Origin of the sequence: Hydrococcus rivularis NIES-593, from assembly GCF_001904635.1 — a bacterium.
Classification (GTDB): Bacteria; Cyanobacteriota; Cyanobacteriia; order Cyanobacteriales; family Microcystaceae; genus Hydrococcus; species Hydrococcus rivularis.
Genome location: NZ_MRCB01000002.1, coordinates 293,010 through 318,107, shown reverse-complemented (window position 1 = coordinate 318,107; position 25,098 = coordinate 293,010). Strand labels below are relative to the sequence as shown.

Below are 25,098 nucleotides of genomic sequence, written 5' to 3'. Positions count from 1 at the left end.
CTTGAAACCTAATCATTTTTAAAGATAAGAAATTTAAATGCATCGAATTACTGCTACCCCAGGAGGATGGAATTCCGATTCGGAAGGGGTAATTTTTATCGAACAAACTCCTGCTCCCATTGTCTTACTTACGGCAGCAGATACTGATATTCAAACCCTCGCTGCTTGCGTTTCTTGTCTACCTTCTCAATTTCCTGCGATTCGAGTTGTTAATCTTCTACAACTACAACAACAACTCAGTATTGATACCTATGCAGATACAATTTTGTCGCAGGCAAAAGTTATTATTCTTCGCTTACTTGGCGGACGATCCTATTGGTCTTATGGATTGGAAGTTCTTAAAGAAATCGCTCAAGAAACGGAGGCTTTTTTATTTATATTACCTGGCGACGATCGACCCGATCCCGACTTAATGAGCCATTCCACGGTTTCTTTAGCAACAGTCAATCGCTTGTGGCGCTATTTTACAGAAGGAGGCAGAGAAAACTGGATTAATGCTTTAAAATTCGTTGCCGATGTTTGTCTGAGATATAATTACAATCCTTCCCCTCCTAAAGTCATTCCTCGCGTTGGATTGTATGATTGGCAATTAGTAGAAAAAGAACGAGCGATCGCTCGCCCAAAAGTTGGTTTATTGTTTTATCGCGCTCATTATCTAGCCGGAAATACATTACCAATTGATGCAATTTGTCAAGCTTTAAAGAAGAAAAACTTATCCCCTATACCAGTATTTATTTCTTCTTTGCGAGATCCAGACGTACAAGAAGAACTATTAACTTACTTTCAACCTTCACCTATAGACTCGATTGAATTATTATTGAATACGACCAGTTTTTCTTTAGCCAGAATTGGGAAAGAAGAACAATCACAATTATGGCAAAAAATTAACGTTCCCGTCTTACAAGTTATCTTAAGTAGCACGACTGAAGAAAAATGGAAGTCTAGTTTTCAAGGATTAACGCCGCGAGACGTAGCCATGAATGTTGCCCTTCCAGAAGTAGATGGAAGAATTATTACTCGTGCCGTTTCTTTTAAATCAGTCAAGACTTGGAATAAATCCTTAGAAACTGATGTTGTCGTTTATCAACCCAAATGCGATCGCATTAATTTTATTGCCGATCTCGCGGCCAATTGGATACGTCTAAGGCGAACTCCCATCTCGAAAAGAAAAATTGCTTTAATCTTAGCAAACTATCCCAATCGCGATGGCAGAATTGCCAATGGAGTTGGCTTAGATACGCCGGCAAGTTGTATTGAAATTCTCAAAGCATTACAAAACGCTGGCTATTTTGTTCGAGACATTCCTGAAAATGGCGATGAATTAATAAGACGATTGACGGTTGGCATAACCAACGATCCAGAAGGAAAAGAAATACGTCTCATTCATCAAAAATTATCTTTAGAAGACTATCAAAAGTATTTTTCTACTTTGCCAGAAAAAGTCCAAAAAGAAATTTGCGATCGCTGGGGAGACTTTAGAAAGGACAGAGGAGAAAAGATTTCTTCATTTCCCATTCCCGGAATCCAACTAGGAAATATATTTATTGGCATACAACCATCGCGAGGATACGATCGCGATCCGAGTTTAAACTATCACGCTCCCGATTTAGAACCAACCCATGATTATCTTGCCTATTATTATTGGTTGCGACAGAAATTTGGAGCAAGCGCGATCGTTCACCTTGGCAAACATGGTAACTTAGAATGGCTGCCCGGTAAAAGTATTGCTTTATCCGAGACTTGTTACCCAGAAGTTACTCTAAAAACCCTACCAAACTTTTATCCTTTTATTGTCAACGATCCAGGAGAAGGTTCGCAAGCAAAACGCCGTTCCCATGCCGTTATTTTAGATCACTTAACTCCCCCTTTGACTCGTGCCGAACTCTATGGCGACTTAGAAAAACTAGAAGCATTAATCGATGAATATTACGAAGCGCAAAACCTCGATCCCTCTCGACTTAAAATTATTAGCGATCGCATCAGCAAACTCATCACCAAAACCAACCTAAATAAAGACTTAGGAATCGATAAAATAGATCCCAGATTCATCGCCCAATACCTCACCCTTGCCGATGGATATTTATGCGAACTAAAAGAAGCCCAAATACGAGACGGATTGCATATATTTGGTCAATGTCCTCAAGGAAAACAACTGCGAGATTTAATTGTTTCTATTGCCCGTTCTCCTAGTCGCGATCGCCTTGGTTTAACCCGCGCGATCGCCCAAGATTTACACCTCGACTTTAACCCCCTCACCGCCAACCCCAGCGATAAATTCTCTCCTGCGCCCTCCCCCCTTAATAAGGGGGGCAGGGGGGATCGCCTCTGCGAGAGATTGAAAAACGCCCGTACTCAAGGCGACGCAATAGAAGCAATAGAAGAATACGCCGCCGAACTAATAGAAAACCCAACCCAAACTCCCCTCGGACAAGCAACCCAAAAAGAACTCGAATGGATTCAAAACATTCTCCTCTCCGCCCTCCAAAAAACCCCTCAAGAAATTACTAACCTTTTGAATGGATTAGATGGCAAATACGTCCCCAGCGGTGCCTCTGGCGCACCTACTAGAGGAAGACCCGAAGTTCTTCCTACAGGGCGCAATTTTTATTCAGTAGACATTCGTGCCATTCCAACCGAAACCGCCTGGGATGTAGGACGAAAAGCAGCAGAAGCACTGGTCGAACGCTATACCCAAGAAAACGGCGAATATCCCAAAACCCTTGCTATCTCTATCTGGGGAACCTCCACCATGCGAACGGGAGGAGATGATGTCGCGCAAGTCCTCGCTTTGCTGGGAGTACAACCCGTTTGGGATAGTTCGTCTCGAAGAGTCGTAGATTTTGAAATTCTTTCCCCGTCTGCTTTAGGACGACCTCGCGTCGATGTGACGGTTAGGATATCGGGCTTTTTTAGGGACAGCTTCCCCAACATACTTGAATTATTATACGATGCGATAAATGCAGTGTCAAGCCTAAAAGAAGAAAAAGAAATTAATCCCTTGGCGGCGCAAGTTGAAGCAGATACATTATTCTGGCAACAACAAGGATTAGAAAAAGAACGAGCTAAACAGAAATCTTGTTACAGAATATTCGGTTCAAAACCAGGCGCATATGGTGCGGGATTGCAGGGATTAATTGAAGCACAAAATTGGCAAGACGATGAAGATTTAGCCCGCGCTTATATTAACTGGAGTTCCTATGCTTATGACAAGCAGGGAATCGGTCATGCAGCACCAGAAGTATTTGAACGACGATTAAAACAATTACAAGTCGTATTGCACAATCAAGATAACCGAGAACACGACTTATTAGACTCGGATGATTACTATCAATTTCAGGGAGGATTGACGGCTGCCGTTCGTGCATTAACGGGTAAGAATCCTCAAACTTATTTCGGCGATAATTCGATTCCAGCCAATCCCAAAGTTCGGTTATTAAGAGAAGAAATTGCACGAGTCTATCGATCGCGCGTCGTCAATCCGAAATGGATAGAAAGTGTCATGCGACACGGCTATAAAGGTGCTTTTGAAATGGCGGCGACAGTCGATTATTTATTTGCCTACGATGCAACGGCGAGATGCGTAGAAGATTTTATGTACCAAGGAGTAGCCGAAGCGTATTTATTTGATGAAAAAGTACAACAGTTTATCCAAGAAAAGAATCCTTGGGCGTTAAGAGATATGGCAGAGAGATTGTTAGAAGCGAATCAAAGAGGTTTATGGCAATCTGTCGGTCAGGAAACGTTGGAGAAGTTAAGGGAACTCGTTCATCAAGCAGAAGGAATTGTCGAGAGGATGAGTGGAAATACGGAGAGTTTGCGATCGCGATAGGAAGTAGCTAGCAGATATATCTAGAAAGTAAATTTTGTCAGCCATCAAAATATTTTTGATTCTATGTAATTTCAGGTAGTTGAAATTACGATTATTAGGATTACTGATATTGCTCGTTATTAATTGAATTTTCTAATCGATACTTATCTGCGATCGCGTCTTGAAAAATCGTCTTCAAACTCGTATTAGTGTAGTTTTCCAGGATTGTGAGAATCTAGAACCGCTTTAGGATAAGCAATACGCTGGTGATTGACTTGTTGCCAAACCCTGACAAAAATTTCTGCAATAATCGGTAGCTCTTCGTATCTGATGCCGCTATCGACGAGTTGATTATCCCGCCAGCGGGCTTTAAAAATCTTGTGAATGGTTGTTAGAGCGACTTCTGGCGTAGCCTCTTTGAGCGATCGCAACGCTGCTTCGCAGGCATCTGCCAGCATAACAATCCCCGTTTCTCGCGATTGGGGAATCGGACCATCGTAGCGAAAATCTAACTCCGATACGGGGGGCTTGCCTTCCTGTTCGGCTCTTTGTTTAGCTTGAAAATAGAAATAAGAAATGAGTAGCTTTCCTTGATGTTCGGGAATAAAATCTCGGATCGCCTTGGGCAATCCGTATTTGCGAGCCATTACCAAGCCTTCAGTCACGTGCTTTTTGATAATATCCGCACTAATCCAGGGATTATTAATTGTATCGTGCTTGTTAGGACCGCCCATCTGATTTTCGATGAATCCCATGGGATCGTGCATTTTGCCGATGTCGTGATATAAGGTTCCTGCCCTGACCAATTCTACATTACAGTGCAATTCCCTGGCAGCTGCTTCGGCAAGAGAGGCAACAAAGAGCGTATGTTGAAACGTACCGGGCGCTTCTGTTGCCAGTCGTTTTAAGAGACCGCAGTTAGGATTGGACAATTCTACCAACCGAATCGGCGTTACCAAATCAAACAATCGTTCTAGGTAGGGCGAGATTCCCAATGCAACTACGCTCCAAGCTAAGCCCAACAGCCCGTAAACGATCGCGCCTGGCAAAAGGGCAGACCAAAGCGTTCCCGCCGACGAAGTCAGAATCAAATTGACAACGAAGTAGGTTCCTCCTTGGGTTAAGCCCACTCCTACTCCTAGTAGCGATAATTCATCTCTAGAACGAAGTCGTCCGGCGAAGTAAGCAGCAAGTAGCCCACTTGCCGTACCTGCCAGCAAATACTCCCAACCGACAGCCCCGACTGCAAAAGTCGTCAGTCCGCCTGTTAGAACGACCTGGGTCGCTGCTAGGGTTGGGCTATAGAAACTGCTGACCAACAGCCCGATCGCGGGCAGACTCATGTATCGGGGATGAAGGGCAGCCATGACGGGAGCGCTCAGAGTCAACAAACACAGCAAAAATGCATCGCGACGGCGGATTGGGCGGCGGACTCGCTTGACGACCAGGCAAAATATACCTGTCGCACCAGCGACGAGAATAGCAGAGACACCTAAACCCATCCAGCTAATTCCGCGACGGCTTAACCCACAACCGTCGAGAACGACAAAATCTTCTTGGGCGATAACGTCGCCTTCCTCAACGATTGTGTCTCCCTTTTTAACTTCTATAATAACGGGTTCTACAGCGAGTGCCGCTTGTTCTGCCCTCAGTTGCGTTTCTTCGCGATCGACCATCAAATTAGGTTGCAACACCATCAACAACAATTGATTGGCGGCGGGCTGGATTTGTTGCGTCAGCGAGAGGCTCGAATGCATCTTAACGGTTTCTTCTAGCACGTTAAGCGGCAGCCCCCTGGGAATTCCTTGAGTGAGAATCCTTCTCGATACCTGAGAGAGTTCGAGTTTGGTATTCTGCCAAGTGCGATCGCTCAAATCTAGAAAAGCAGCGATCGCGCCTGGGTCTAATTCGATCTGGGCATGTGTTACTGCTACGCTCGTGGCTTTGGCATATCGTTGACGAGCGATGGAAATTTTGGTTATTAAGGTTTCAAATTCGGGTTGAGGTACTTTTTGGCGATAGGTTTTTAAAGAGGCGATCGCCGCCTTCATGACGGGATCTGAACCCTCAAACGACGCGCTAGATTGGGCTGCGGCAAGAATGGCTTGCCAGTTAGGTTCGGGCATCGAACGTAAAGCTTTTTGGCTGTTTAGAGAGAGAACGCTTACCTCTACGAATGGAAAAGCGCCGATATCCTGTCTTAATTGTTCGATGCGATCGAGAATGGCAGCTAAATTTTGTTCGACTTGAGAACTGGCTTGCAAATCCCGTTTCAGAATCGGAGTAACTCCCGTTTTAATCTCTTTGCGCCTCTGTTCTGTGGTTTTAGCATCTTCAAAACGACCGTCTCTGGGCGCTTGAATCGTTTCGGGGGCAACCGTACCGACACCTAGTTGAGGTTGATTGTAGAAGCGATAGCCAAAAATACTGGTCAAAGAAGCGATCGCCACTACGATTACTAGCGGTTGAGCTTTGCGCTCGTGCTTTGATGCAGAGGGTTGGTTTGAGACGGCCTGCTCTTCTAAAATTGCTCCTGCTCTTGCCGTCGTTGGCACAGGGGCCTTCTCCGATCCGGAGAAGGAATGAGACTCTCGATCTTTTCGTCGCCATTCTTCAAATTGCTGGGTCAATAAACGAAAGGTCTTCATAGATTGTGAAAACGATCTGATTTTATAGGATTAGAAGGAGCTGGCTGGAATTGCCTCGCTAGCGATTTCATAAATTTTAAGCATAAATACTTAGTAAACTATCGTGTAAAACATCAGCGTTTACTTTTTTATTACTTTACTGTCTACATTAAACAAAGGATCTAAAAATGAATATTCTCCTTGAGAAATAATCTTGACAGAAGAGCGGGGTTGCATCACCAGAGGCGAAGTGACAGCAGCAGATTTAAGAGTATCCAAGCCTTCTAGTTTATAAGCGCCCGACCAAGCGGCAAACAGACAAGTCGCCTCTCTAGTAAGTTTTTGACCCGTTGGGTGTTTTCCAACCGCTACACGCCAATCGATAGGAATTCCGCTAAAACTGTTGTGCGCTCCTGCCAAAGCACCAGTTAGAGCAGCAACGAGAGAAGCTTGTTTGCCCGTCCGAATAGCTTGCATCAAGCAAAGTCGAAAATCTTCTGGAGTGCGAGCAAAACAGTAGAGCGCTAGCGCGATCGGATTCGGTTTGCCGTCCCTAGAGATTTGGGCGATCGCTTGCCGTAGGGAAGTTCCTTGCTCTAACCAAGTCCGAACTTGCTCTAGCTGGTCGATGAGGGGAGTCTGAGCCGATCGATAGCGAACCAAGATTTGAGGAAGCAATCGATCGGGATCGAGTTTTTCTCTGAGTGCCAGCGCGATCGCATACGCCCATATTAAAACATCTTCTAAGGTCTGTGCGGACAATTGCCAAATGTTTACCAAATGTTGTAGCTGCTCTTTGAGCAACCCCAAGTCGTCATGAAAAAAGAACAGTATAGGTAGCGCCGCTACAGCCAATTCGCCGCTGTTAGTAGGCGTTTTGCCCTCTAAAGCAGCAGACAGGCGATCGCCAATTTGCTCCCAGTCTTCGGCAGACAACGTACTAGAAGCGAGCCAAGGTTCGATCGAGTCGATCCCTATCTCCGATGCGATCGTTCCTTCTCGTTTTGAAGAACTGTCAATTAAAGTCTCTCCCAGGAAACCGCCGAGCAAACCGCCTTGAAACCGACTCAAAAGTGAGTATCGCACCCTCTTTCGACCTCCTTTCCCATCTATTTTGGCTTGTACTAGCTTATAGGCTTCGTATTAATTACGCCTACGAGAGATCCCCGATCTTTTTTTTCAATCGTACCGAGTCGGTGCCATAGCTTTTCTTATTAAATTAAAAAGGTTTTTAGAAACTCTATCTTTAAAAGCTTTAAAAATAGTATTATGCTTGAATCTTTATCTTGAATTTATGCAAGAGTAGCTTTCTTAAAGCTCTTGAAAGTTACTTTTACGGAAAAAAGTTGAATGGGGCTGACAATTTAGGTAAGAGGTTGACATAATTTGTAATAAGTTAACGTTTATATGTTCTAATTTATCAACAATGTAGGTAACGCTCTGCCGCTCCGTCGTGTCTGAAGGAAGTCGCAGAACGGCAGGAGGACTAATCTAAAATTTACTAACGAGTTAAAGATGACCCAAAGCCTTGAAAAATCAACAGCGACCCAAACGGTTCCTTCGACCCTAATCGAACTCCTGCGCGGGAGAGCTACACAACAACCTGACGGTCATGCTTACACCTTTCTCATCGATGGAAAAACAGAAAGTGCGCCTCTGACCTATGGAGAATTAGACCGTCAAGCCAGAGCGATCGCCGCCTTACTACAACAGTATCGGGCAAAAGGAGAACGAGCGCTATTGCTCTATCCTCAAGGACTGGAAGTCATCGCTGCTTTTTGCGGGTGTCTGTATGCGGGAGTGATTGCCATTCCCGTTCCCCCGCCAGAATCCGGCAGACTCAAGCGAACCTTACCCAGACTGCGAGCAATTGTTAAAGACGCTCAAGCCACCTTTGCTCTAACTACGGCGGGAATTTTGTCTTTAATCGAGAACGTGCGCGACGAATTTCCCGAATTCGAGCTAATGCACTGGATCGATTCGGCAACCGTCGATCTTGCCCTCGCCGAACAGTGGCAAGATCCGCAGGCAGACAAAAACCAGTTAGCTTATCTTCAGTATACATCGGGGTCTACTTCCACGCCCAAAGGTGTAATGCTCAGTCATTTTAACCTGATCCACCATGCTGGCTACTTACAAAAAGCTTGCGGCTACGAACCCAATAGCGTGACGCTTACTTGGATGCCATACTTCCACGATTACGGACTCGTTGAAGGAATGATGGTGCCTCTCTACAACGGCACGCCTTGCTATCTCCAGTCTCCCTTCGCCTTTATCAAGCGTCCCGTTCAATGGCTGAAAAACATTACTAAATATCGCGTCACCCACTCTCAAGCGCCTAACTTCGCCTATGACTTGTGCATTCGCCGCGTTAAACCCAAAGATCTTGAAGAACTCGATCTGAGCAGTTGGCAAGCGGCAGGAAACGCCGCCGAACCCATCAACCCGAAAGTGATGGCAAAGTTTGTCGAAACCTTTTCTCCCTGCGGCTTTGCTTGGGAAACCTTTGCCCCCGCCTACGGACTGGCAGAATATACCCTGCTCGTCTCGACGAAACCCAAAGGACACAAACCCGTTATTACACGCCTAGAAGCTGCCGCCTTAGAAAAAGATAAGATTGTCGATGCCAAGCCAGAGCGAGAAAACGGCATTCGGACTATTGCTAGCTGCGGTCGTCTGGTTTGCGATACCAAAGTTGCGATCGTGCATCCCGATACCTTAATTCGCTGTGCACCCGATGAAGTAGGCGAAATTTGGGTTGCCGATCCCAGCGTCGCTCAAGGGTACTGGCAGCGCGAGGAAGAGACAGAGCGCACTTTCAGAGCTTATATCCAAGATAGCGGAGAAGGGCCTTTCCTGCGCACGGGCGACCTCGGATTCCTCAAAGATGGAGAACTCTACATTACCGGACGGATCAAAGATTTAATTATTATGCGAGGCACGAATCACTATCCGCAAGATATTGAATGGACGGTGCAACATCTGCATCCTGCTCTTCGTCCCGATTATGGGGCTGCCTTCTCTATTGAAGATAATGGAGAAGAACAATTGGTTATCGTGCAGGAAGTCGAGCGTCGAACTGAAAATTTAGATCTAAAGCAAATAATTGGCGATATTCGTCAAGAAATTGCCGAACAGCATGAAATTCCTGTCTACGCGATCGTGTTGGCAAAATCGGGAACCATTCTCAAAACGGCGAGCGGCAAAATTCAGCGTCGCGCTTGCCGCCAGAACTTCTTGAATGGAACGATTAATATCGTTGCCGCTTGGAGCGAAAATCCCGAACTCGTGGCAAAATTTAGTCCTGCGGATGAGGCAATTGAAGAGTAAAAATTGTAGTTTTATCGGAAGGCGATCGCGCTCCTTTTGAGCTAACCAACAGAAGATATAGCTAAAATAGCGACAAATTCTGGTAACCTCTCGACCTTCAGCAATGACAAAAAAAGCATTGTTTTGAAATCATTTCTTGGATGAATGGAGCGAAAATCTGATGCACGAACTCAAGCAATACTGGGTTGCCCAAACGCTCGAAAAAGATTTAGGCGATCCTCTCGCCCCAGACAGCATTATGTCTTTTAGGCGGGTCATGGAAATCGATGAAAGCGAGGAATTCCCGCACCAAGAAATTGATTGGCTATACAAATGGAAATTACAACATTACTACGTCCCTGCCAATTGTGGCGGAAAATTTACCTCTTTTGAGGAATTTGTCGCCTTTGTCAGAGTTCTGTCGCGTCGAGATCAGACCATCGGCATTGCCTTTACCACCCTCTTCTGGTCGTTTCTGACTTGGATGGCAGGAAGCGAGGAACAGAAACAAAAACTCGCTCGCTACATCATAGACGAATGTGGAGCAATGTGTCTCGGCTATTCCGAGAGAGAACACGGCAGCGATTTAGTAGGCGGCGAACTGACGGCGACGAAAGTTCCCGGCGGCTATCTTCTCAACGGAGAAAAATGGCCCATCAACCGCGCTACTATTTCTGGCATTGCTTATATTTTGGCGAAAACAGAACCCGCAGGCGGTCCGAAATGCCTTACCCTTTTTATGGTGGACAAGCGCGAACTCGACCCCTCTCAGTACTACAACCTCCCCAAAATCCTTACCCACGGCATTCGCGCTTCTGATATGAGCGGGATTGGGTTTAAAGATTGCTTCGTTCCCGACTCGATGCGCCTCAAGGAAGAGGGAGACGGCTTGGAATTGGCGCTCAAAGGCTTCCAAATTACGCGAATGTTGTGCGCTGCTTTCTCCCACGGGGCTGCCGATACTGCTCTTAGGACAACCCTGAACTTTGCCACTAACCGCGTTCTCTACGGCAAGAAAGTTATTGACATCCCTCAGCCTCGTAAAACCCTCGTCGATGCCTTCCTCGACATTTTAATTTGCGAGTGCGAAACGATAGGCGCAGCTAGAGGATTTCACATTATCCCAGAGCAGTTTAGCGTCTGGGCATCGGTGGTGAAATACTTCGTCACTGTGCGGTTAGAGACGATGGTGAATAACGTTTATGTCGTTCTGGGTTCTCGTTTCTACTTTCGGGAAGAACACGACTATGGCATTTTCCAAAAGGTGCTGCGGGATAACTCCATTATCAGCATGTTTGATGGCAGCACGATCGTTAACTTGCACGCGCTAATCCTTCAGTTGCGTCAGTTGAGCAAATACCGCGCCAGAAGAAAGCCGCAAACGATGGCAGAAATTCAGTCTCGCCTGGAAACTATCTTTTCTCTAGACCAACCCCTGCCGACCTTTGAACCCCAAAAATTAGAACTGTTCGGTCGCGGTATGGACGACCTATTACAAGGACTAGAAATTGCTCTACAACAACTGGAGGGATTGAAAGAAGATGCCGCTCTCGATCGAGCAGTGTTGGCTAAGCTGCTCGATCTGGGAAATCTAGTATTAGAGGAATTAAATGCCCATGACGAACAGATAGCGAACTCAAAATTTGAATTCGGTCACGAGCAATCGCCCGAATTGTTTGAAATCGCCAAGAAGTACTGCACGTTGCACGCAGCAGCAGCTTGCTTGCATATGTGGCTGTATAATCGGAAAAATTTGGGCGATTTCTTTGCTAAGGGAGAATGGCTGGTACTGAGTCTGCACAGACTTTTGCGTACCTTGCGACCCCTGCCGTACTTTATCTGTGAAGCTTATGTAGAAAACGTCGCTCAAGAACTGCTTAAGCTTTATAGAGAAGATAAACTGTTCTCAATCGTTCCTTTTCAACTCGCGCGATCGCAATCAAAAACACAAGAGGATAAAACCCATGCAAATTCAGAACTCCAGCTTCAAGCTTGACGAACAAGCACCAGCAATGACTCCCGCCGAAGCCGTCCAAAATTGGCTGGTCAAGCAGTTGTCCGAGCAACTATCTCTCGATCCCAAAACGATCAGCGTTACCGAACCGTTGACCCGCTACGGACTCGATTCTATCGATGCCGTGACGATGGTGGGCGACTTGGAAGATTGGCTCGATCTAGAGCTTCCTTCTACGCTGTTCTGGGATCATCCAACCATTGAGAAGTCAGCTCAATATTTATGCGAGAACTTTGATTTGTCGAGTGCGTTAGGCGACGTTAAAACTGCCCAAGCAGAAGCTCCTAGCCAGGAAACAGTACAGCCAGCTTCTAGCGGAAAAAAAGGTTGGGGGGGTCTTTGGGGGCGTAAATAATACAATCAGTAATCAGTATAAGGGCGCACCGCCGTGCGCCCGTACTATTTGATAAGTTTAACTGTTTTTCTTTTTTCTCTTATCTCCACCGTCCTACGGACGGGATCGCTAATCACCAATCCCATATTGCAGAGCCTTGAATTACTCTGACTTTTCCTTTTGGGTTATTTTAATCGGATTTGCTATCCCCTATTTCGGGATACGCTATCTTGCAAAGACACTCAATCTTTGGCGAGATAGCTTTGACAGCATTGGACTGATGGTTTGGTCGCTAATGCTGTTTTTGAATACCGATCGCATTAGCTTCGCTGTCTTTGTCTTCGAGGTCGTCTTCAATTACATTATGGTGGCGCTGATGTTGCGTTACCAAAGCGTGCAAGCTAGGCTTATTGCGATGACTGTCATCGTTTTTGATATCGCAATTCTTGCCTATTTTAAATATCTAGCCTTTTTTGTCGAAGATGTGGCGGGATTGGTAGCAACTATACCGCAAAATTGGCAAACAACCTTTCCCATTCCAGTACCCGATCGCATTCCTCCCGGCGTTTCTTTCTATACTTTCCAAATGGTCGCTTTTGTCGTCGATTCGCTGACGGCAAGGAAAAAGAAACCGATCGGTTTTATCGATTATGTTAACTTCGTCTCTTTCTTTCCTCAAATCGTCGCCGGTCCTATCGAACGCCGCGTGGATCTCTTTCCTCAAATTGAATCGTTTCGCTTTAAATTTTCTTTTGATAATTGCGAGCAAGGGCTAAAGTGGCTGTCTTTGGGGCTGTTTATGAAATTCGTCCTCGGCGACAACCTTTCGCCTTATATTGATTTGAAAGTGGCAGATAACGCTTGGATTATTTGGTTCCAGGCTTTCTTATTTGCACTCAGAATTTATTTTGACTTTGCCGGATATAGCTTTATTGCAGTGGGTCTGGCTAGATTTTTGGGCATTAAATTAACGCTTAATTTCCTAGCTCCCTATACTTCTCAGAGTATCAATGAATTTTGGCGGCGGTGGCATATTACGCTAAGTACTTGGTTCCGCGATTACGTCTTTATTCCGCTCATGGGTTCGCAAAAGCAATTGGCTCCCTTTTTCCTGTTTATCACTTTTACGCTCTCTGGTTTCTGGCATGGTGCTGCCTGGAATTTCATCCTTTGGGGAGCTTATCACGGCGCTCTCTTGCTAGTTTTACGCTATTTGGGCAGACCCTTTTATGGCTTTGTTGGCAAATACCTGTCCCAGCCTCAATTTATCTCTTGGGGACTAACCTTTGCCTCGGTGGTTCTGGGATGTTTATTCTTTATGGAGACGAATACTAGACGACTGCTAGCTAAATTACTTGCGATCGCAACTCCTTGGAACTATTCTTTGACTGGCTTGGGCGAATTATTTAGTTCCTACAGCCTAAATGAAGGAGTCATGCTGATTGCCATTTTGATCTTGGCAACGGCTGTTCTCCTGATGGAGCATATCGCTATTTGGCAGCGGAAATTTGAGTACGAGTTACTCCTCTCTCCTTGGGTATCGCCAGTATTGCTTGGTTTAACTGTTCTACTGGCAGAAAAAACGCCATCGGAGTTTATTTATTTCGAGTTTTAGCGGCAAGGGAATTCATTTTCTACTTTTGGGACAACCTATAAACGGATTTGATATTATTCAACGTTTAGTTGTCGATGAATTTCAATTCCTCGACTTGCCATGGTTTCCTCAAATAAATTCGTTGGCAAGACTTGTTCTACCGGAAAAATTCCGGGTTGGTGGAGTTTTCCTGCTAGTACTAATTGAGCAACGCCTCCCGTTCCATATCCAGCAGCAATGGCTGTATTTTCATGTACCATTGTCGAGCAATATTTGACATTGCGATCGCCTTTCTTGCCGCTTATTTCCGCTCGCATTGCCACCCCGATGCCGCTAAAGCGATCGGTCACGGAGGTCATTTTATAACCGACATGAGAAAAAAATTCAACTCCTTTTTTGCTCTTAACCCATGCTGAGGGAAAAACATGAGCTGTAATCCAGGTTAGATGATTATATAGATCGGGAACTGACCCAAATTTTGTAATAACGTTTTTGACAGGAAAAGATTCAGCAAAGGTATAAGTTTCTGGCACGTCAAACCAATAAACGCCTGTCTTGCCATATGGTTTGGGAAATTCTATAATTTCTCGTTGGGTGTAAGGCAATTTTTTTTGCCATTTGCCATCTATCCACGCCTCGAATGGTTGTTGCAATCCCAAAAAAGTAGTGCGCATGACGGTAATACCAGCACCGCCAGAACCTGCTACAACATAACTGAGATGAATCGTTTCAGCTGCGTCAAGCTGTTCTATTCCTTGACGAACCATACTATTAGAAATTCCTGGAAAAACTCCCGTATTTAAAATTGCTGTAATACCAGCCGCTTTTGCTTCGTCTCGATAATTGATAACCTTCTGATAGAAAGAACGGTGGTCACTAACATCGATATAATTAACGCCTTGTTCGATACAAGTTTTGAGAACCCGACCATCTCGATAATGAAACGGTCCCGCACAATGAATGACTAAGTTAGAAGTTGCGATCGCAGCTCTTAATCTTTCTAAATCTTCTAAATCTAGGGCAAGAAATTGTAGAGGTTGTTTAATATCTTGTCTGGGTTGGCGACCCGTAACAATAACTTCTGCATCGGTGTGGTTAGCGATATCTCGCGCTACGCTACTCCCAATTCTTCCACAACCCCCAATAATTAAAACTTTTTTGGTCATTTTTTTAGATTAAAAATTATTTCAAAGATTGTACCTGAATATACAAGGCTATTTCAGTTTATTAGGTTAATATTTTAGCTCCAAGAAATTGATTGCTTAAAGATTTATCTTGCTATATTGCTTATCCCCTACAGAGATCGATTTTAGCGCGATCGCATTCAATTAAAATGGGATGAGTGACGATCCAATCGCTCGAACGATACATCAGTTCTGATTAGAAAAACCGAGATTGAGAGGCAAGTCTTGTAGATATGCCATGTCCAAATTTACTCAAAAGTTTTATTTTCTGGTCATTTGCGGGGTTATTGTTGGCATTTTAATTTTCTCTATAACACACCTCGATTGCTTGCGTACCGATATTTCTGTCACCGCTGAGAAAGAAAGTATATCTCGCCATCCCAATGCGATTGCTGCTTTAGAAGCAGGCATCGAGTCTTACCAACACTCACAAATGCTAGATGCAGAGATAGCTTTTCGTAAAGCGATCGCACAGGATGCTAATTTAGCGGAAGCCTATAACAATCTAGGGGTAATCCTTTTTTGGAACGATCGCTCACAAGACGCGATCGCGGCTTTTAGGAAAGCACTCGATCTTAAGCCATCCTATCGAGTCGCTAATACCAATTTAGGCTGGCTGTTGAAAACTGAACATTACTTCCAAGAATTTATAAAAACTTATGCCAAAAAAATGCCTGTTAATCCCAATGAGTCTTTAGCTAGGTATAGCCTAATCCTAAAACCAGCTTCCGATCGGTGGGACTATAGTACCCTAGCCCAGGCGATCGAGCAATACCGATCGCAAGTAAAAAGAAATCCTCGTAGTGCTTGGTCTCACTATAATTTAGGAATAGTGCTAGATGTGCTGGGGGATTTACCTGCCGCGATCGCCGAGTACCAAATAGCTGTCGATCTTCAATCGGATTTTGCAGAAGCTCATAGCGATCTAGGGAATGTTTTAGGAGTTTTAGGAAAAGAAAAACAGGCAATTTTTCATCTAAGCAAAGCACGAGATTTATTTCGAGAAAAAAGCAAAATAGATTATCGAGCAACTAATAATTACAATACTTGGCAAGCAGAACAATTAATCGCTCAATTTCAATCCAAGTCAGACAGTAAAAAAAACTTTGCCTTTCATTCCTCTAAGTTAATGGCAACTGCTTTTGTTGAAGAAGGGAAAATCTTGTCTCCCGATCGAGTTTATGCAAAAGTTAGTCCATCTATTGTTTGTATCGAAAAAGAAACGAGCCAAGACAGCGAATGTGGAGGTGGTGGCATAATTGTTACTTCTGATGGGTTAGTTCTTACTAACCAGCATGTTGTCGGAAAAAAATCGACGGTATCAGTTAAATTAAAAGATGGAAGAAAGTTTACTGGCAAGGTTTTTGAAAGCGATTTAGTTTTTGATTTGGCTCTATTAAAATTACAAGGAGCTAACGATCTGCCAAAAGTGACTTGGGCTGATACTAAGATTAAAGATGAGGCAGGAGAGGAGTTAGTTTTAATAGATTCAAATCCAGTTTATGCAATTGGCTTTCCTTTCCCAGAAGAATGGAAGATGACCAATGGACAGGTTCTTAAATTACAGAGTCAAAAAATACAATCCTATAGAACGCTTTTAAAAGCTTTTATAACTTCTAGTGACTTAGTTCTCCCCGGATATAGCGGCGGACCATTGATTAACTCTTATGGACAAGCGATCGGGATTACCTCTCACAGACATCGAAAAACTGGTGTAGGAAGACATATTTCAGTTGGAACAATTAGAGGTTTTATCGATGAAGTAGTTCCCTGGCTGAAAATAACTAATGGGAGATGGGAGAGCTTATATTAAATCTATATTATGTATTTTATGAACTTTAAATTATACCATTTTTCATTCATTAATGAGATCGCCCTCACCCCCAACTCCTCTCCCAAAAAGGGAGAGGGGAGAAGAATGTCGATCGCGAAAACCTGAAAATTGGTATTAACTTTCCAAATCGAAGATTGTCCTTTCCCCGAATCAAAACAAAAAGTCTAATTAATTTGTCATCAGCACCATTAGTTTCGTCATTTAGGACTGCGATCGCGCTGCAACCGTTCCCAGAAAAACCCTGCGACATTGGCAACTTGGGAAACAAAAAATAAGCCAGCCAATAAGACTCTTGGATGGCGAGATGGGATAGAAAAAGGATGGCGCAGCAGGTCGGTATAAAATGTCAGTGGCTCGACTTTAATAGGTTCTAGATTGCGCTGCGAACGGACTTGGTGAAAATGAAATGCGCCGCGACCGTAGTTAAAATGCTGCCGCCAGAAGGTAGGCAATGAAAGTTTATGGGCGTGATACACTAAAGCTTCCGGGACGTAAACCATCGTGTAACCGCGATGCAACCAGCGATCGCACAATTCCCGATCTTCTCCTGCCGCCAAGGGAAATGTCGTATCGAAGTAGCCAAGCTCGCGAAAGCGTTCTGTCGATAGGGCAAAGTTATTAGAAGTAAAGAAAGCAGCTCGTTCGGGGTCGCGATTGTAGTAAGTATAAAGATAATCGACTAAAAGCTGGCTGGCCTCCGAGTAGAGATTCTCAGATAATTCGTTAATCGTATGACCGCCGAGCAAGCTATCGGGATATCGGTCGAAATAAATTTCGAACACCTTCAACCAGTTGGGATCGGGTTGGCAGTCGTCGTCGGTAAAGACAAGAAACTTTCCCCTCGCACTGGCAGCGCCCGTATTGCGGGCGGCGGCGGGTCCGGCGTTAGTTTGCCGAATGAGCTGGAGGTTGAGTTCCCCTCTAAATGGCGATACGACCGAATCTAGCGATCGCGCGCTACCATCATCAACGACGATGACCTCAAAGCGATCGTGCGGGTAGTTCAGACGAGTTAGGGACTTCAAGCAAGTTTCCAGTCGCTCTGGGCGATTGTAAGTGGGAATAATGATGGAAAAGAAAGGCTGTTTGGGTTCCATAGTTTTATATTTTTGTCAAAATGAGCGGTGGAATTTCCAGTCTCGCTTATCCTCAGAAAGTTTTTTATTCCCTCGCTGACGTTGCTCCTAATTGAAGCCGACACAGTTCCCAAGCACTTACGTATCTGACATAAAACATAATCAGAGACACTTGAATTTTCTGGTTCAATCCTTGCAAGCGCGAATCTCGAAAAGCATTAAAGACAAAAAATAAAGGAGGAATCATATTGCGCCATAAACAATCGAGAAACAGCTTCTGCTTTTGTATGCGAGAAGACACGTTTTTACACTGTCGCTGATAGCTTCCTGCTGCTAATCTGATCGTTCTTTTGTATAGTTGAGCCAGAGAATATCTTGCTGGATGCGCCACGCATACGTCATCGGCATAAATTTGCACGTATCCTTTAGCAAAAACCCGCGCTCCCCACTCAAGATCGCCATTCGATTTTAAACTTGCATCGAAAGCTCCGACGCGATCGATGACTTCTTTAAAGGTAAAAACATTGGCGGTAGCCCCACCTTTATACTCCTTAAGTAATTTCTCTTGAGGAAAGGCAGTAATACTTTCATAAAGTTCGATGGCTGTCGGTCGATCTGGGTTTTTGAAAAAAAGGTCTACTTTACCGACCACTTGCCCGCAGTTAGGAACTTTGAGCAGATTGTTTACTCCTTTTTCTATCCAATTTGGAGCAGGAATACAATCTGCATCGGTGAAAGCGATTACTTCTCCTTTAGCTAGCGAGATTCCTTTATTGCGAGCAGCGTAGGAACCCGGAATGCTTTCATCGGTTAAAATAGCTTGTCTAAATCGAGCGATAATGCTTTGAACTTTTTCGCGATCGCTCGAACCGTTATCGACAACAATTATTTCATAAAGCTCTTTTGGATAGGTCTGTTTTTCTAGAGCTTCCAAACAAATTTTCAGATGCTCGGAATCGTTGAAAACCGGAACGATCGCAGAAACAAACGGTCTAGATTTGTACTCCATGCTCCGATGATTTTGACGGTTTAATAAAATCTACAATAAGCGAGAATTTTCTTATGTCAATCATCTCTCAATCTCACTATTTTTGGGTTCATTGCGAATAAATCCCGCTCCTATTCCCTTAGCTGGATCGCGCAATTTAATATCATTTTTTATTTCTACTTCCGAACAAGGCAATTTAGTAATCCAGCATTTATTCGTCCAGTTTGCTGGATAGGTGTACTCTACATCATTAATTTTTGCATATATTAAATCAAAACTCGGTAATTTAGAGGGAAAAACTAGGCGAGATTGTCCTCCCGCGATCGCAACAGAAACTACAGCTAAGCCAATTGCTCCTAAGCGAGTAAATTGTTTAACTCTAGCCAATTCGATTATTTTGAAAAAATGAGATAAGATAAAGTTTTTCTCTTCCCTAACCAAATAATATTTAGCTAAAAATAAGGCAGGAATTGCAATTAAATATCCCATAGCAAATCTTAACAAAGGAATTTTAGTATATATAAAAGAAGTTCCTAAAATTCCCAAAGCAATTATCCAATCTCCTCCCCTAGTTTTGATGAATTTTGAGCTTCTCGATATTACTAACATCCATATTGATAAAATTAGTGAAGTTACAAATAATAGAAGCATTATTTGTAATTTAATTGAAGATTTTATCCAGGCAAATCGCTTTTGTAAGGCAGCCAATAAAAAATTATCGCTACCAGACGGCACATCCAATCCGGTTATCTTTGACGTTTCATTGGCAATGGTTTGTTCTGGAACCGACCAAGGTAGATCGACGCACATGAACTGGGAAGGATAGAAGGGACATCCAGAGGTAGTGATGCTAAACAGAGCATTTGGTAGTAACGCAATAGCGACTAGGATAACTCCCACAAAAACTCGTTCGATCGCTAACTTTTTCCCAAAAATATAAAACAAGAAGCCAATCGCCAAAAGAGGAAGGGCACTCAACTTTATACTAACTGCTCCAACAGAGAGAATCAGCGGGATAAGATAGGCATCTAAATAAGAAGTATTCTCCTCTGCTAAAGGCGATCGACGATAGTTGGAAATGACTAAAATACTCCAAGCTGTGATGCCGACAAGAAACGTTATCGGAACGTCAGGAGAAAAGGATACCAGGATAGATTCTTTCAAAAAAGCCGATAAAGTATAGGCACCAATAATTACGCCTGAAAAGAAAATAAAAAAACAATCGGATAATCGAAGATTTTTGCTAATTCCTCGACGCAAACAGATTAAAAAATAGAAAACATAAATTAAAAAGACAAATCCGTTAGTAATTGCCCCGATGCGATCGCCTAAAAATTGAGGAGTTAATGGGGCAGAAAAAGCAAACCAAGATGAGGTAAACCCAAATCTAGAATGAATTAAAGCCAATCCAGGAACGGCTCCAAATTGAGATAGCCATTGAATGGAACCGAGATGGTAAAGACCCGTATCAAACCAATTAATTTGTTGGGTCGTTAAAGCGGCGACGATTATTTCTACAGCGAGACATCCTGTAATTAATTTCAGAGAAAGAAGCGATTGAAAACTAAAAATCTCCCTCCTCGCCTGGCGCGATCCCAAAGACAATGCAACTAAAGCGATCGCGACTGTCCCGCCGACCAACGGCGATAGGGGAACGACCAGCGAGATGGCAAGCAAGGATATACTAAGAGCGATCGTCCCCAACCAAACGGCAATCATCAAGCGATCGCTCCTGCGATCGAAGCAATCTGCTTTTAACCAATTGAGAACGGCTATTCCGATAGCAGGACAAACAAAAATTAGTATCGTCCAAACGACGAGTGTATATAACATGAAAATTAAAGTGTCTAACTATCCTCGTGCCAATCTGCTAAGAGCGTTTTGTCAGGGCAAGGCATTGCCTTACCCCTTCTAACGACTTATCTTAGACTTGCGCTGCTTTTAATTCCTGTTGTCGTTTTTGCCACTCTTGTTGAGTAAATTCCTCGTGATAGGAGCGTTCCGTATTGACGTTCCAGAGATCGTGTTCCTCTCCGAGAATGTTTTTAGCAGCTAAGAGCGCCATAAGCATTGATGGAGAAATTTGCATAAAGCGTTGGTGAAAATTCCTCTTGGGCAAGCTTTTGATTATTCATTATATATTTGGCGATAGAGCCAGCGATTGCAAACGAAAAATAGATTGAAAATATGAGATTTTTAAGATTTAATTCGGATAAAATTTGGTTTTTTGGGTCTTTTTTGCTATTTTTAATAGCTTTTGCTTATCTGGTTAAAGGGTTTTATCATTTAATGCTCGATCCAAATAATCCTTTAGAAAAATTACTATTATATTTATTTGCACCAAAAATATTTAGGTAGGATATATTAAAAGTAAATATTTTTTTGATTCTGATTTTGCCAGGCGATCGCCACAATCTAAAAAAAACTTAACCCCTCAAAATCAAAAGCTTAGAGCTATCCTCGATTTTTGAAGCAGTCTTAGCCAAAGCCAAAAAGAGACTCTGCGTGTTAAAATAGTTAGGAAACTCGCGGTTTTTTCAGTCTTCTCTGTTAAAAAGAAGGCGTTTTTTGCTCGTTATAATTGCTTTTTAGCTGTCTGTCTCTTATATTATACAGATTAACGGAGTTTTTTCCCCTATGACCTTCTCTCAAGATCGGATTATTCCTACGGATCTGAGCAACGAAATGTCCCGATCTTACTTAGAGTACGCGATGAGCGTTATTGTAGGACGGGCGCTTCCCGATGCCAGAGATGGTCTCAAACCAGTACATCGCCGTATTCTCTACGCAATGTACGAACTGGGATTGACCCACGATCGCCCATTTCGTAAATGCGCTCGCGTGGTCGGGGAAGTTTTGGGTAAGTACCATCCTCACGGCGATACGGCAGTATACGATGCCCTAGTGCGAATGGCGCAAGACTTTTCCATGCGCCATCCCCTCATCGAAGGACATGGCAATTTCGGTTCGGTGGACAACGACCCGCCCGCCGCGATGCGTTATACCGAATGTCGCTTGCAATCGCTATCAACTAACGCCCTGCTTCGAGATATCGAAGCAGAAACCGTCGATTTCGTCGATAACTTTGACGGTTCGCAACAGGAACCCGTCGTCTTACCTGCCAGGATTCCTCAGTTACTCCTCAATGGATCGTCGGGAATTGCGGTGGGGATGGCAACAAATATTCCTCCTCACAACTTAGGAGAACTGGTCGATGGAGTTGTGGCACTGCTGCACAACCCACAGATGAGCGATGCCGACTTGATGCGCTATATTCCCGGTCCCGACTTTCCTACCGGAGGACAGATTTTAGGTCGCATTGGAATTAAAGAGGCATACACTACGGGACGCGGTTCGATTATCATGCGAGGAGTCGCCCAAATTGAAACCATCGAACAGCATGGTCGTCCCGACAGAGAAGCGATTATCATCACTCAACTGCCCTATCAAACCAATAAAGCAGCGCTCATCGAGAAAATCGCCGAACTGGTTAACGATAAAAAGATTGAAGGAATTTCCGACATTCGGGATGAAAGCGATCGCGATGGCATGCGCATCGTCATCGAACTCAAGCGAGATGCCTATCCCCGCGTCGTTCTCAATAACCTCTACAAGCAGACTCCCATACAAGCTAACTTCGGTGCCAATATGCTGGCGCTGGTCAACGGAGAACCCCACCTCCTCAGTCTGAAGCAATTTCTCCAAGTCTTCATTGATTTCCGCATCGAAACCATTACCCGACGCACTCAGTACGAACTGCGCAAAGCCGAAGAAAGAGACCATATCTTGCAAGGCTTATTGATTGCTCTCGGCAATTTAGATGCGGTCATTCAGCTAATTCGAGGGGCGGCAGATACAGCAACGGCAAAAACACAACTGGTAGAACGATTTAGCTTGTCTGAAGCGCAAGCCGATGCCATTCTACAAATGCAACTGCGACGTTTGACGGCATTAGAAGCCGAAAAGATTCAAGCCGAACACGAAGAACTGCAAGCTAAAATTGCCGACTTGCAGGACATTCTGGCGCGGCGAGAACGGATCGAAGCCATTATCGAACAAGAAGTCCAGCAAATCAAGACAGCCTACGCAACCCCCCGACGAACAGAAATCATACAGGCAGAAGGAGAACTGGTCGATACCGACCTAATTGCCAACGAACAGGCAGTTATTTTATTAACCGAACAGGGTTACATCAAGCGAATGCCCGTCAATACTTTTGGGGCGCAAAATCGAGCAACCAGAGGCAAAGCAGCAGCGAAAATCAAAGAGGATGATGTCGTAGAGCATTTCTTGACTTGCTGCGATCACGATAACATCCTGTTCTTTAGCGATCGCGGCGTAGTTTATACGCTCAATGCTTACCACATTCCTGCCGGATCGCGCTCTGCCAGAGGCGTGCCTATCGTGCAACTGCTACCCATTTCCCAAGGGGAGAAGATTACCTCAATTATAGCGGTGCAAGAATTTACCGAAAATGACTACCTGATCATGCTGACGCGCAAAGGCTACATCAAAAAAACCGCACTCTCAGCCTTCAGCAATATTCGTGCCAACGGACTCATTGCCATTTCCTTAGAAGAAGGCGACCAACTGCGCTGGGTAAGACTTGCTCGCGAAGAGGATAGCATCATTCTTGGTTCCAAAGGAGGCATGGCAATTCACTTCAAAGCCGACAGCCAGCAATTGCGTCCTTTAGGTCGCGCCACGCGAGGCGTAAAAGCAATGAAACTAAAAGAAGGCGACGAACTCATCAGTATGGATATCCTACCCAGTCAAGTCGTTGCTCGTATCGGTACGGCTGAGGAAGAATCGGAAGATGAAACCCTTGAAAATGAGGAATTAGTCTCCTCGGAAGAAGCCAATCAAGGTCCTTGGCTGCTGGCCATTACCACTTGCGGATATGGCAAGCGAGTACCAGTCTCGCAATTCCGACTGCAAAAGCGGGCAGGTATGGGCGTGAGAGCGATCAAGTTCCGTTCTGCACAAGACCGCTTGATTGCCATTCACGTGGTCAATCGGGAAGATGAGATGATGATCGTCTCTAACCGAGGCATTATTATTCGTCAGGCAGTAGATGCCATCTCGCTGCAATCGCGGATGGCGACGGGAGTTAGGGTGCAACGTCTTGACGATGACGACGCGATCGCGGCAGTTGCTCTAGTTCCACCCTCGGCTGAAGGCGAAGAAGATCCCGAAGCAGAGTAGAAAGTATCTGCAATCCATTAAAGAGTCAGTAGGGACATGGCATACCATGTCTCTACATCTCTGACACGGCTTTTTCTATTGTCCTCTAGCCTTCGCCACCTTCGCCGCCTTCATCACCTTCGCCGCCTTCGCCGCCTTCGCCGCCTTCACCGCCTTCATCTGCCTCACCAGCAGGACTAGCAGGCGCTTGTTGTGTAGGTTGAGTCGTTTCTTTACCAGCTTCGCCACCTTCGGTGTTTTGAGCGCCACCACAAGCACCGAGAGTAGTCGCTAAGGTAACGGCGAGAAACAAGCTGACTGCCTTAGAATTCATAGTCTTCCTCCTCAATTAGTCTCCTGAAGTTCGCTAGCATAGCAGGCTGTATTTTCTTTAACTTAAACGGTAAGATTACTTCTAATTGATAAAGCTTGTCAAGCATACCATGGTCAAGCTTTAGGTGATATTTTTCTCTCTTTCTCTGTATAATGATTCTGGCTATCGATAACATTCTTACCCCAGAAGAACTCCAATTTGTTGTTGAGAGTTTATCTCAAGCTAACTTTGTGGATGGAAAAACGACCGCAGGTTGGCATGCTAAGCTCGTCAAAAACAATATACAATTGGAAAAAACTTCCGAACGGTCTGTAGAGCTGACAGATCTGGTTAAGGCAGCCCTAGAGCGCAATCTTTTACTAAAAACTGCCGTCCTGCCGAAAATTATTCACTCAATTCTGTTTAGCCGCTACGAAAAAGGAATGTCCTACGGCAGCCATACCGATAATGCCTTTATGGGCAAGTGGCGTTCGGATGTCTCATTTACGCTCTTTCTCAGTTCTCCGAATACTTATTCCGGTGGCGAGTTAGTCGTTGCAACGATGGACGGCGATCGCAGTTATAAACTAGAAGCAGGTTCGGCAATTGTCTATCCATCTTCGATGCTTCATCGAGTAGAACCCGTAACCGAAGGGGCGAGGTTGGTTGCCGTCGGCTGGATTCAAAGTTTGGTGCGCGATCCCTCAGAACGGGAAATCCTCTTTGAGTTGGATACGGTGCGTCGATCTATATTCGCGAAGGAGGGGAAAACCCTCGAATTTGACTTACTCTCAAAAACCCATTCTAACTTGTTGCGTAAGTGGGCCGATTGA

The 25,098-nt window shown here is 44.5% G+C and carries 16 protein-coding genes; 8 read left to right on the top strand and 8 right to left on the bottom strand.

Features of this window, described 5'->3' with window-relative positions; all coding sequences use genetic code 11:
• Window positions 1–37: 37 nt before the first annotated feature.
• Window positions 38–3,829 carry a cobaltochelatase subunit CobN gene (gene cobN / locus NIES593_RS03725; protein WP_073598298.1) on the top strand — a complete coding sequence of 1,264 codons (3,792 nt, stop codon included), beginning with the start codon at window positions 38–40 and terminating at the stop codon, window positions 3,827–3,829.
• Window positions 3,830–4,014: 185 nt separating this feature from the next.
• Here cobN and NIES593_RS03720 read toward each other — a convergent pair whose 3' ends face one another.
• Together NIES593_RS03720 and NIES593_RS03715 are read right to left on the bottom strand one after the other, a co-directional pair.
• On the bottom strand, window positions 4,015–6,456 hold the full coding sequence (locus NIES593_RS03720; RefSeq protein WP_073598297.1) for an HD family phosphohydrolase: 2,442 nt from the start codon (window positions 6,454–6,456) through the stop codon (window positions 4,015–4,017).
• 120 nt (window positions 6,457–6,576) lie between these two features.
• Window positions 6,577–7,521, bottom strand: a complete 945-nt coding sequence (locus NIES593_RS03715; RefSeq protein ID WP_073598296.1) for an ADP-ribosylglycohydrolase family protein — start codon at window positions 7,519–7,521, stop codon at window positions 6,577–6,579.
• A gap of 429 nt (window positions 7,522–7,950) precedes the next feature.
• On the opposite strand from NIES593_RS03715, the gene NIES593_RS03710 reads away from it, so the two are divergent.
• From NIES593_RS03710 to NIES593_RS03695, 4 genes are all read left to right on the top strand, one after another.
• A complete protein-coding gene (locus NIES593_RS03710) occupies window positions 7,951–9,765 on the top strand; it encodes a fatty acyl-AMP ligase (RefSeq protein WP_073598295.1) in 1,815 nt (604 codons plus the stop codon).
• Window positions 9,766–9,925: 160 nt separating this feature from the next.
• Window positions 9,926–11,740: an acyl-CoA dehydrogenase family protein gene (locus NIES593_RS03705; RefSeq protein WP_073598294.1), complete on the top strand. Its 1,815-nt coding sequence runs from the start codon at window positions 9,926–9,928 to the stop codon at window positions 11,738–11,740.
• A 16-nt stretch (window positions 11,741–11,756) separates the two neighbouring features.
• A complete protein-coding gene (locus NIES593_RS03700) occupies window positions 11,757–12,113 on the top strand; it encodes a phosphopantetheine-binding protein (RefSeq protein WP_175561023.1) in 357 nt (118 codons plus the stop codon).
• Between the two features lie 136 nt (window positions 12,114–12,249).
• Entirely contained in the window at window positions 12,250–13,707 is a 1,458-nt protein-coding gene (locus tag NIES593_RS03695) for an MBOAT family O-acyltransferase (protein ID WP_073598292.1), read from the top strand.
• Window positions 13,708–13,760: 53 nt separating this feature from the next.
• On the opposite strand, the gene NIES593_RS03690 is transcribed toward NIES593_RS03695, so the two are convergent.
• A complete protein-coding gene (locus NIES593_RS03690; RefSeq protein WP_073598291.1) occupies window positions 13,761–14,852 on the bottom strand; it encodes a saccharopine dehydrogenase family protein in 1,092 nt (363 codons plus the stop codon).
• A 256-nt stretch (window positions 14,853–15,108) separates the two neighbouring features.
• Between NIES593_RS03690 and NIES593_RS03685 the strand changes: the two genes are divergently transcribed.
• Window positions 15,109–16,683: a trypsin-like peptidase domain-containing protein gene (locus NIES593_RS03685; RefSeq protein WP_073598290.1), complete on the top strand. Its 1,575-nt coding sequence runs from the start codon at window positions 15,109–15,111 to the stop codon at window positions 16,681–16,683.
• 218 nt (window positions 16,684–16,901) lie between these two features.
• Here the strand turns inward: NIES593_RS03685 and NIES593_RS03680 are convergent, their stop codons facing one another.
• The 4 genes from NIES593_RS03680 to NIES593_RS23395 all read right to left on the bottom strand — a co-directional run bounded on the left by NIES593_RS03680 (window position 16,902) and on the right by NIES593_RS23395 (window position 20,833).
• On the bottom strand, window positions 16,902–17,801 hold the full coding sequence (locus tag NIES593_RS03680; RefSeq protein WP_073598289.1) for a glycosyltransferase family 2 protein: 900 nt from the start codon (window positions 17,799–17,801) through the stop codon (window positions 16,902–16,904).
• Between the two features lie 64 nt (window positions 17,802–17,865).
• The gene (locus NIES593_RS03675) at window positions 17,866–18,789 is read right to left on the bottom strand and encodes a glycosyltransferase family 2 protein (protein ID WP_073598288.1); all 924 of its coding nucleotides are present in this window, start codon (window positions 18,787–18,789) and stop codon (window positions 17,866–17,868) included.
• A 60-nt stretch (window positions 18,790–18,849) separates the two neighbouring features.
• Entirely contained in the window at window positions 18,850–20,601 is a 1,752-nt protein-coding gene (locus NIES593_RS03670; RefSeq protein WP_073598287.1) for an LIC_10190 family membrane protein, read from the bottom strand.
• Window positions 20,602–20,692: 91 nt separating this feature from the next.
• Window positions 20,693–20,833 (bottom strand): hypothetical protein, encoded by a 141-nt coding sequence (locus NIES593_RS23395; protein WP_245817265.1) that lies wholly within the window; start codon window positions 20,831–20,833, stop codon window positions 20,693–20,695.
• Window positions 20,834–21,405: 572 nt separating this feature from the next.
• On the opposite strand from NIES593_RS23395, the gene gyrA reads away from it, so the two are divergent.
• Window positions 21,406–23,973 carry a DNA gyrase subunit A gene (gene gyrA, locus NIES593_RS03665; RefSeq protein WP_073598286.1) on the top strand — a complete coding sequence of 856 codons (2,568 nt, stop codon included), beginning with the start codon at window positions 21,406–21,408 and terminating at the stop codon, window positions 23,971–23,973.
• Between the two features lie 85 nt (window positions 23,974–24,058).
• On the opposite strand, the gene NIES593_RS03660 is transcribed toward gyrA, so the two are convergent.
• On the bottom strand, window positions 24,059–24,286 hold the full coding sequence (locus tag NIES593_RS03660) for a hypothetical protein (RefSeq protein ID WP_073598285.1): 228 nt from the start codon (window positions 24,284–24,286) through the stop codon (window positions 24,059–24,061).
• Window positions 24,287–24,438: 152 nt separating this feature from the next.
• Between NIES593_RS03660 and NIES593_RS03655 the strand changes: the two genes are divergently transcribed.
• Complete coding sequence (locus NIES593_RS03655; protein ID WP_073598284.1) at window positions 24,439–25,098, top strand: Fe2+-dependent dioxygenase; 660 nt, start codon at window positions 24,439–24,441, stop codon at window positions 25,096–25,098.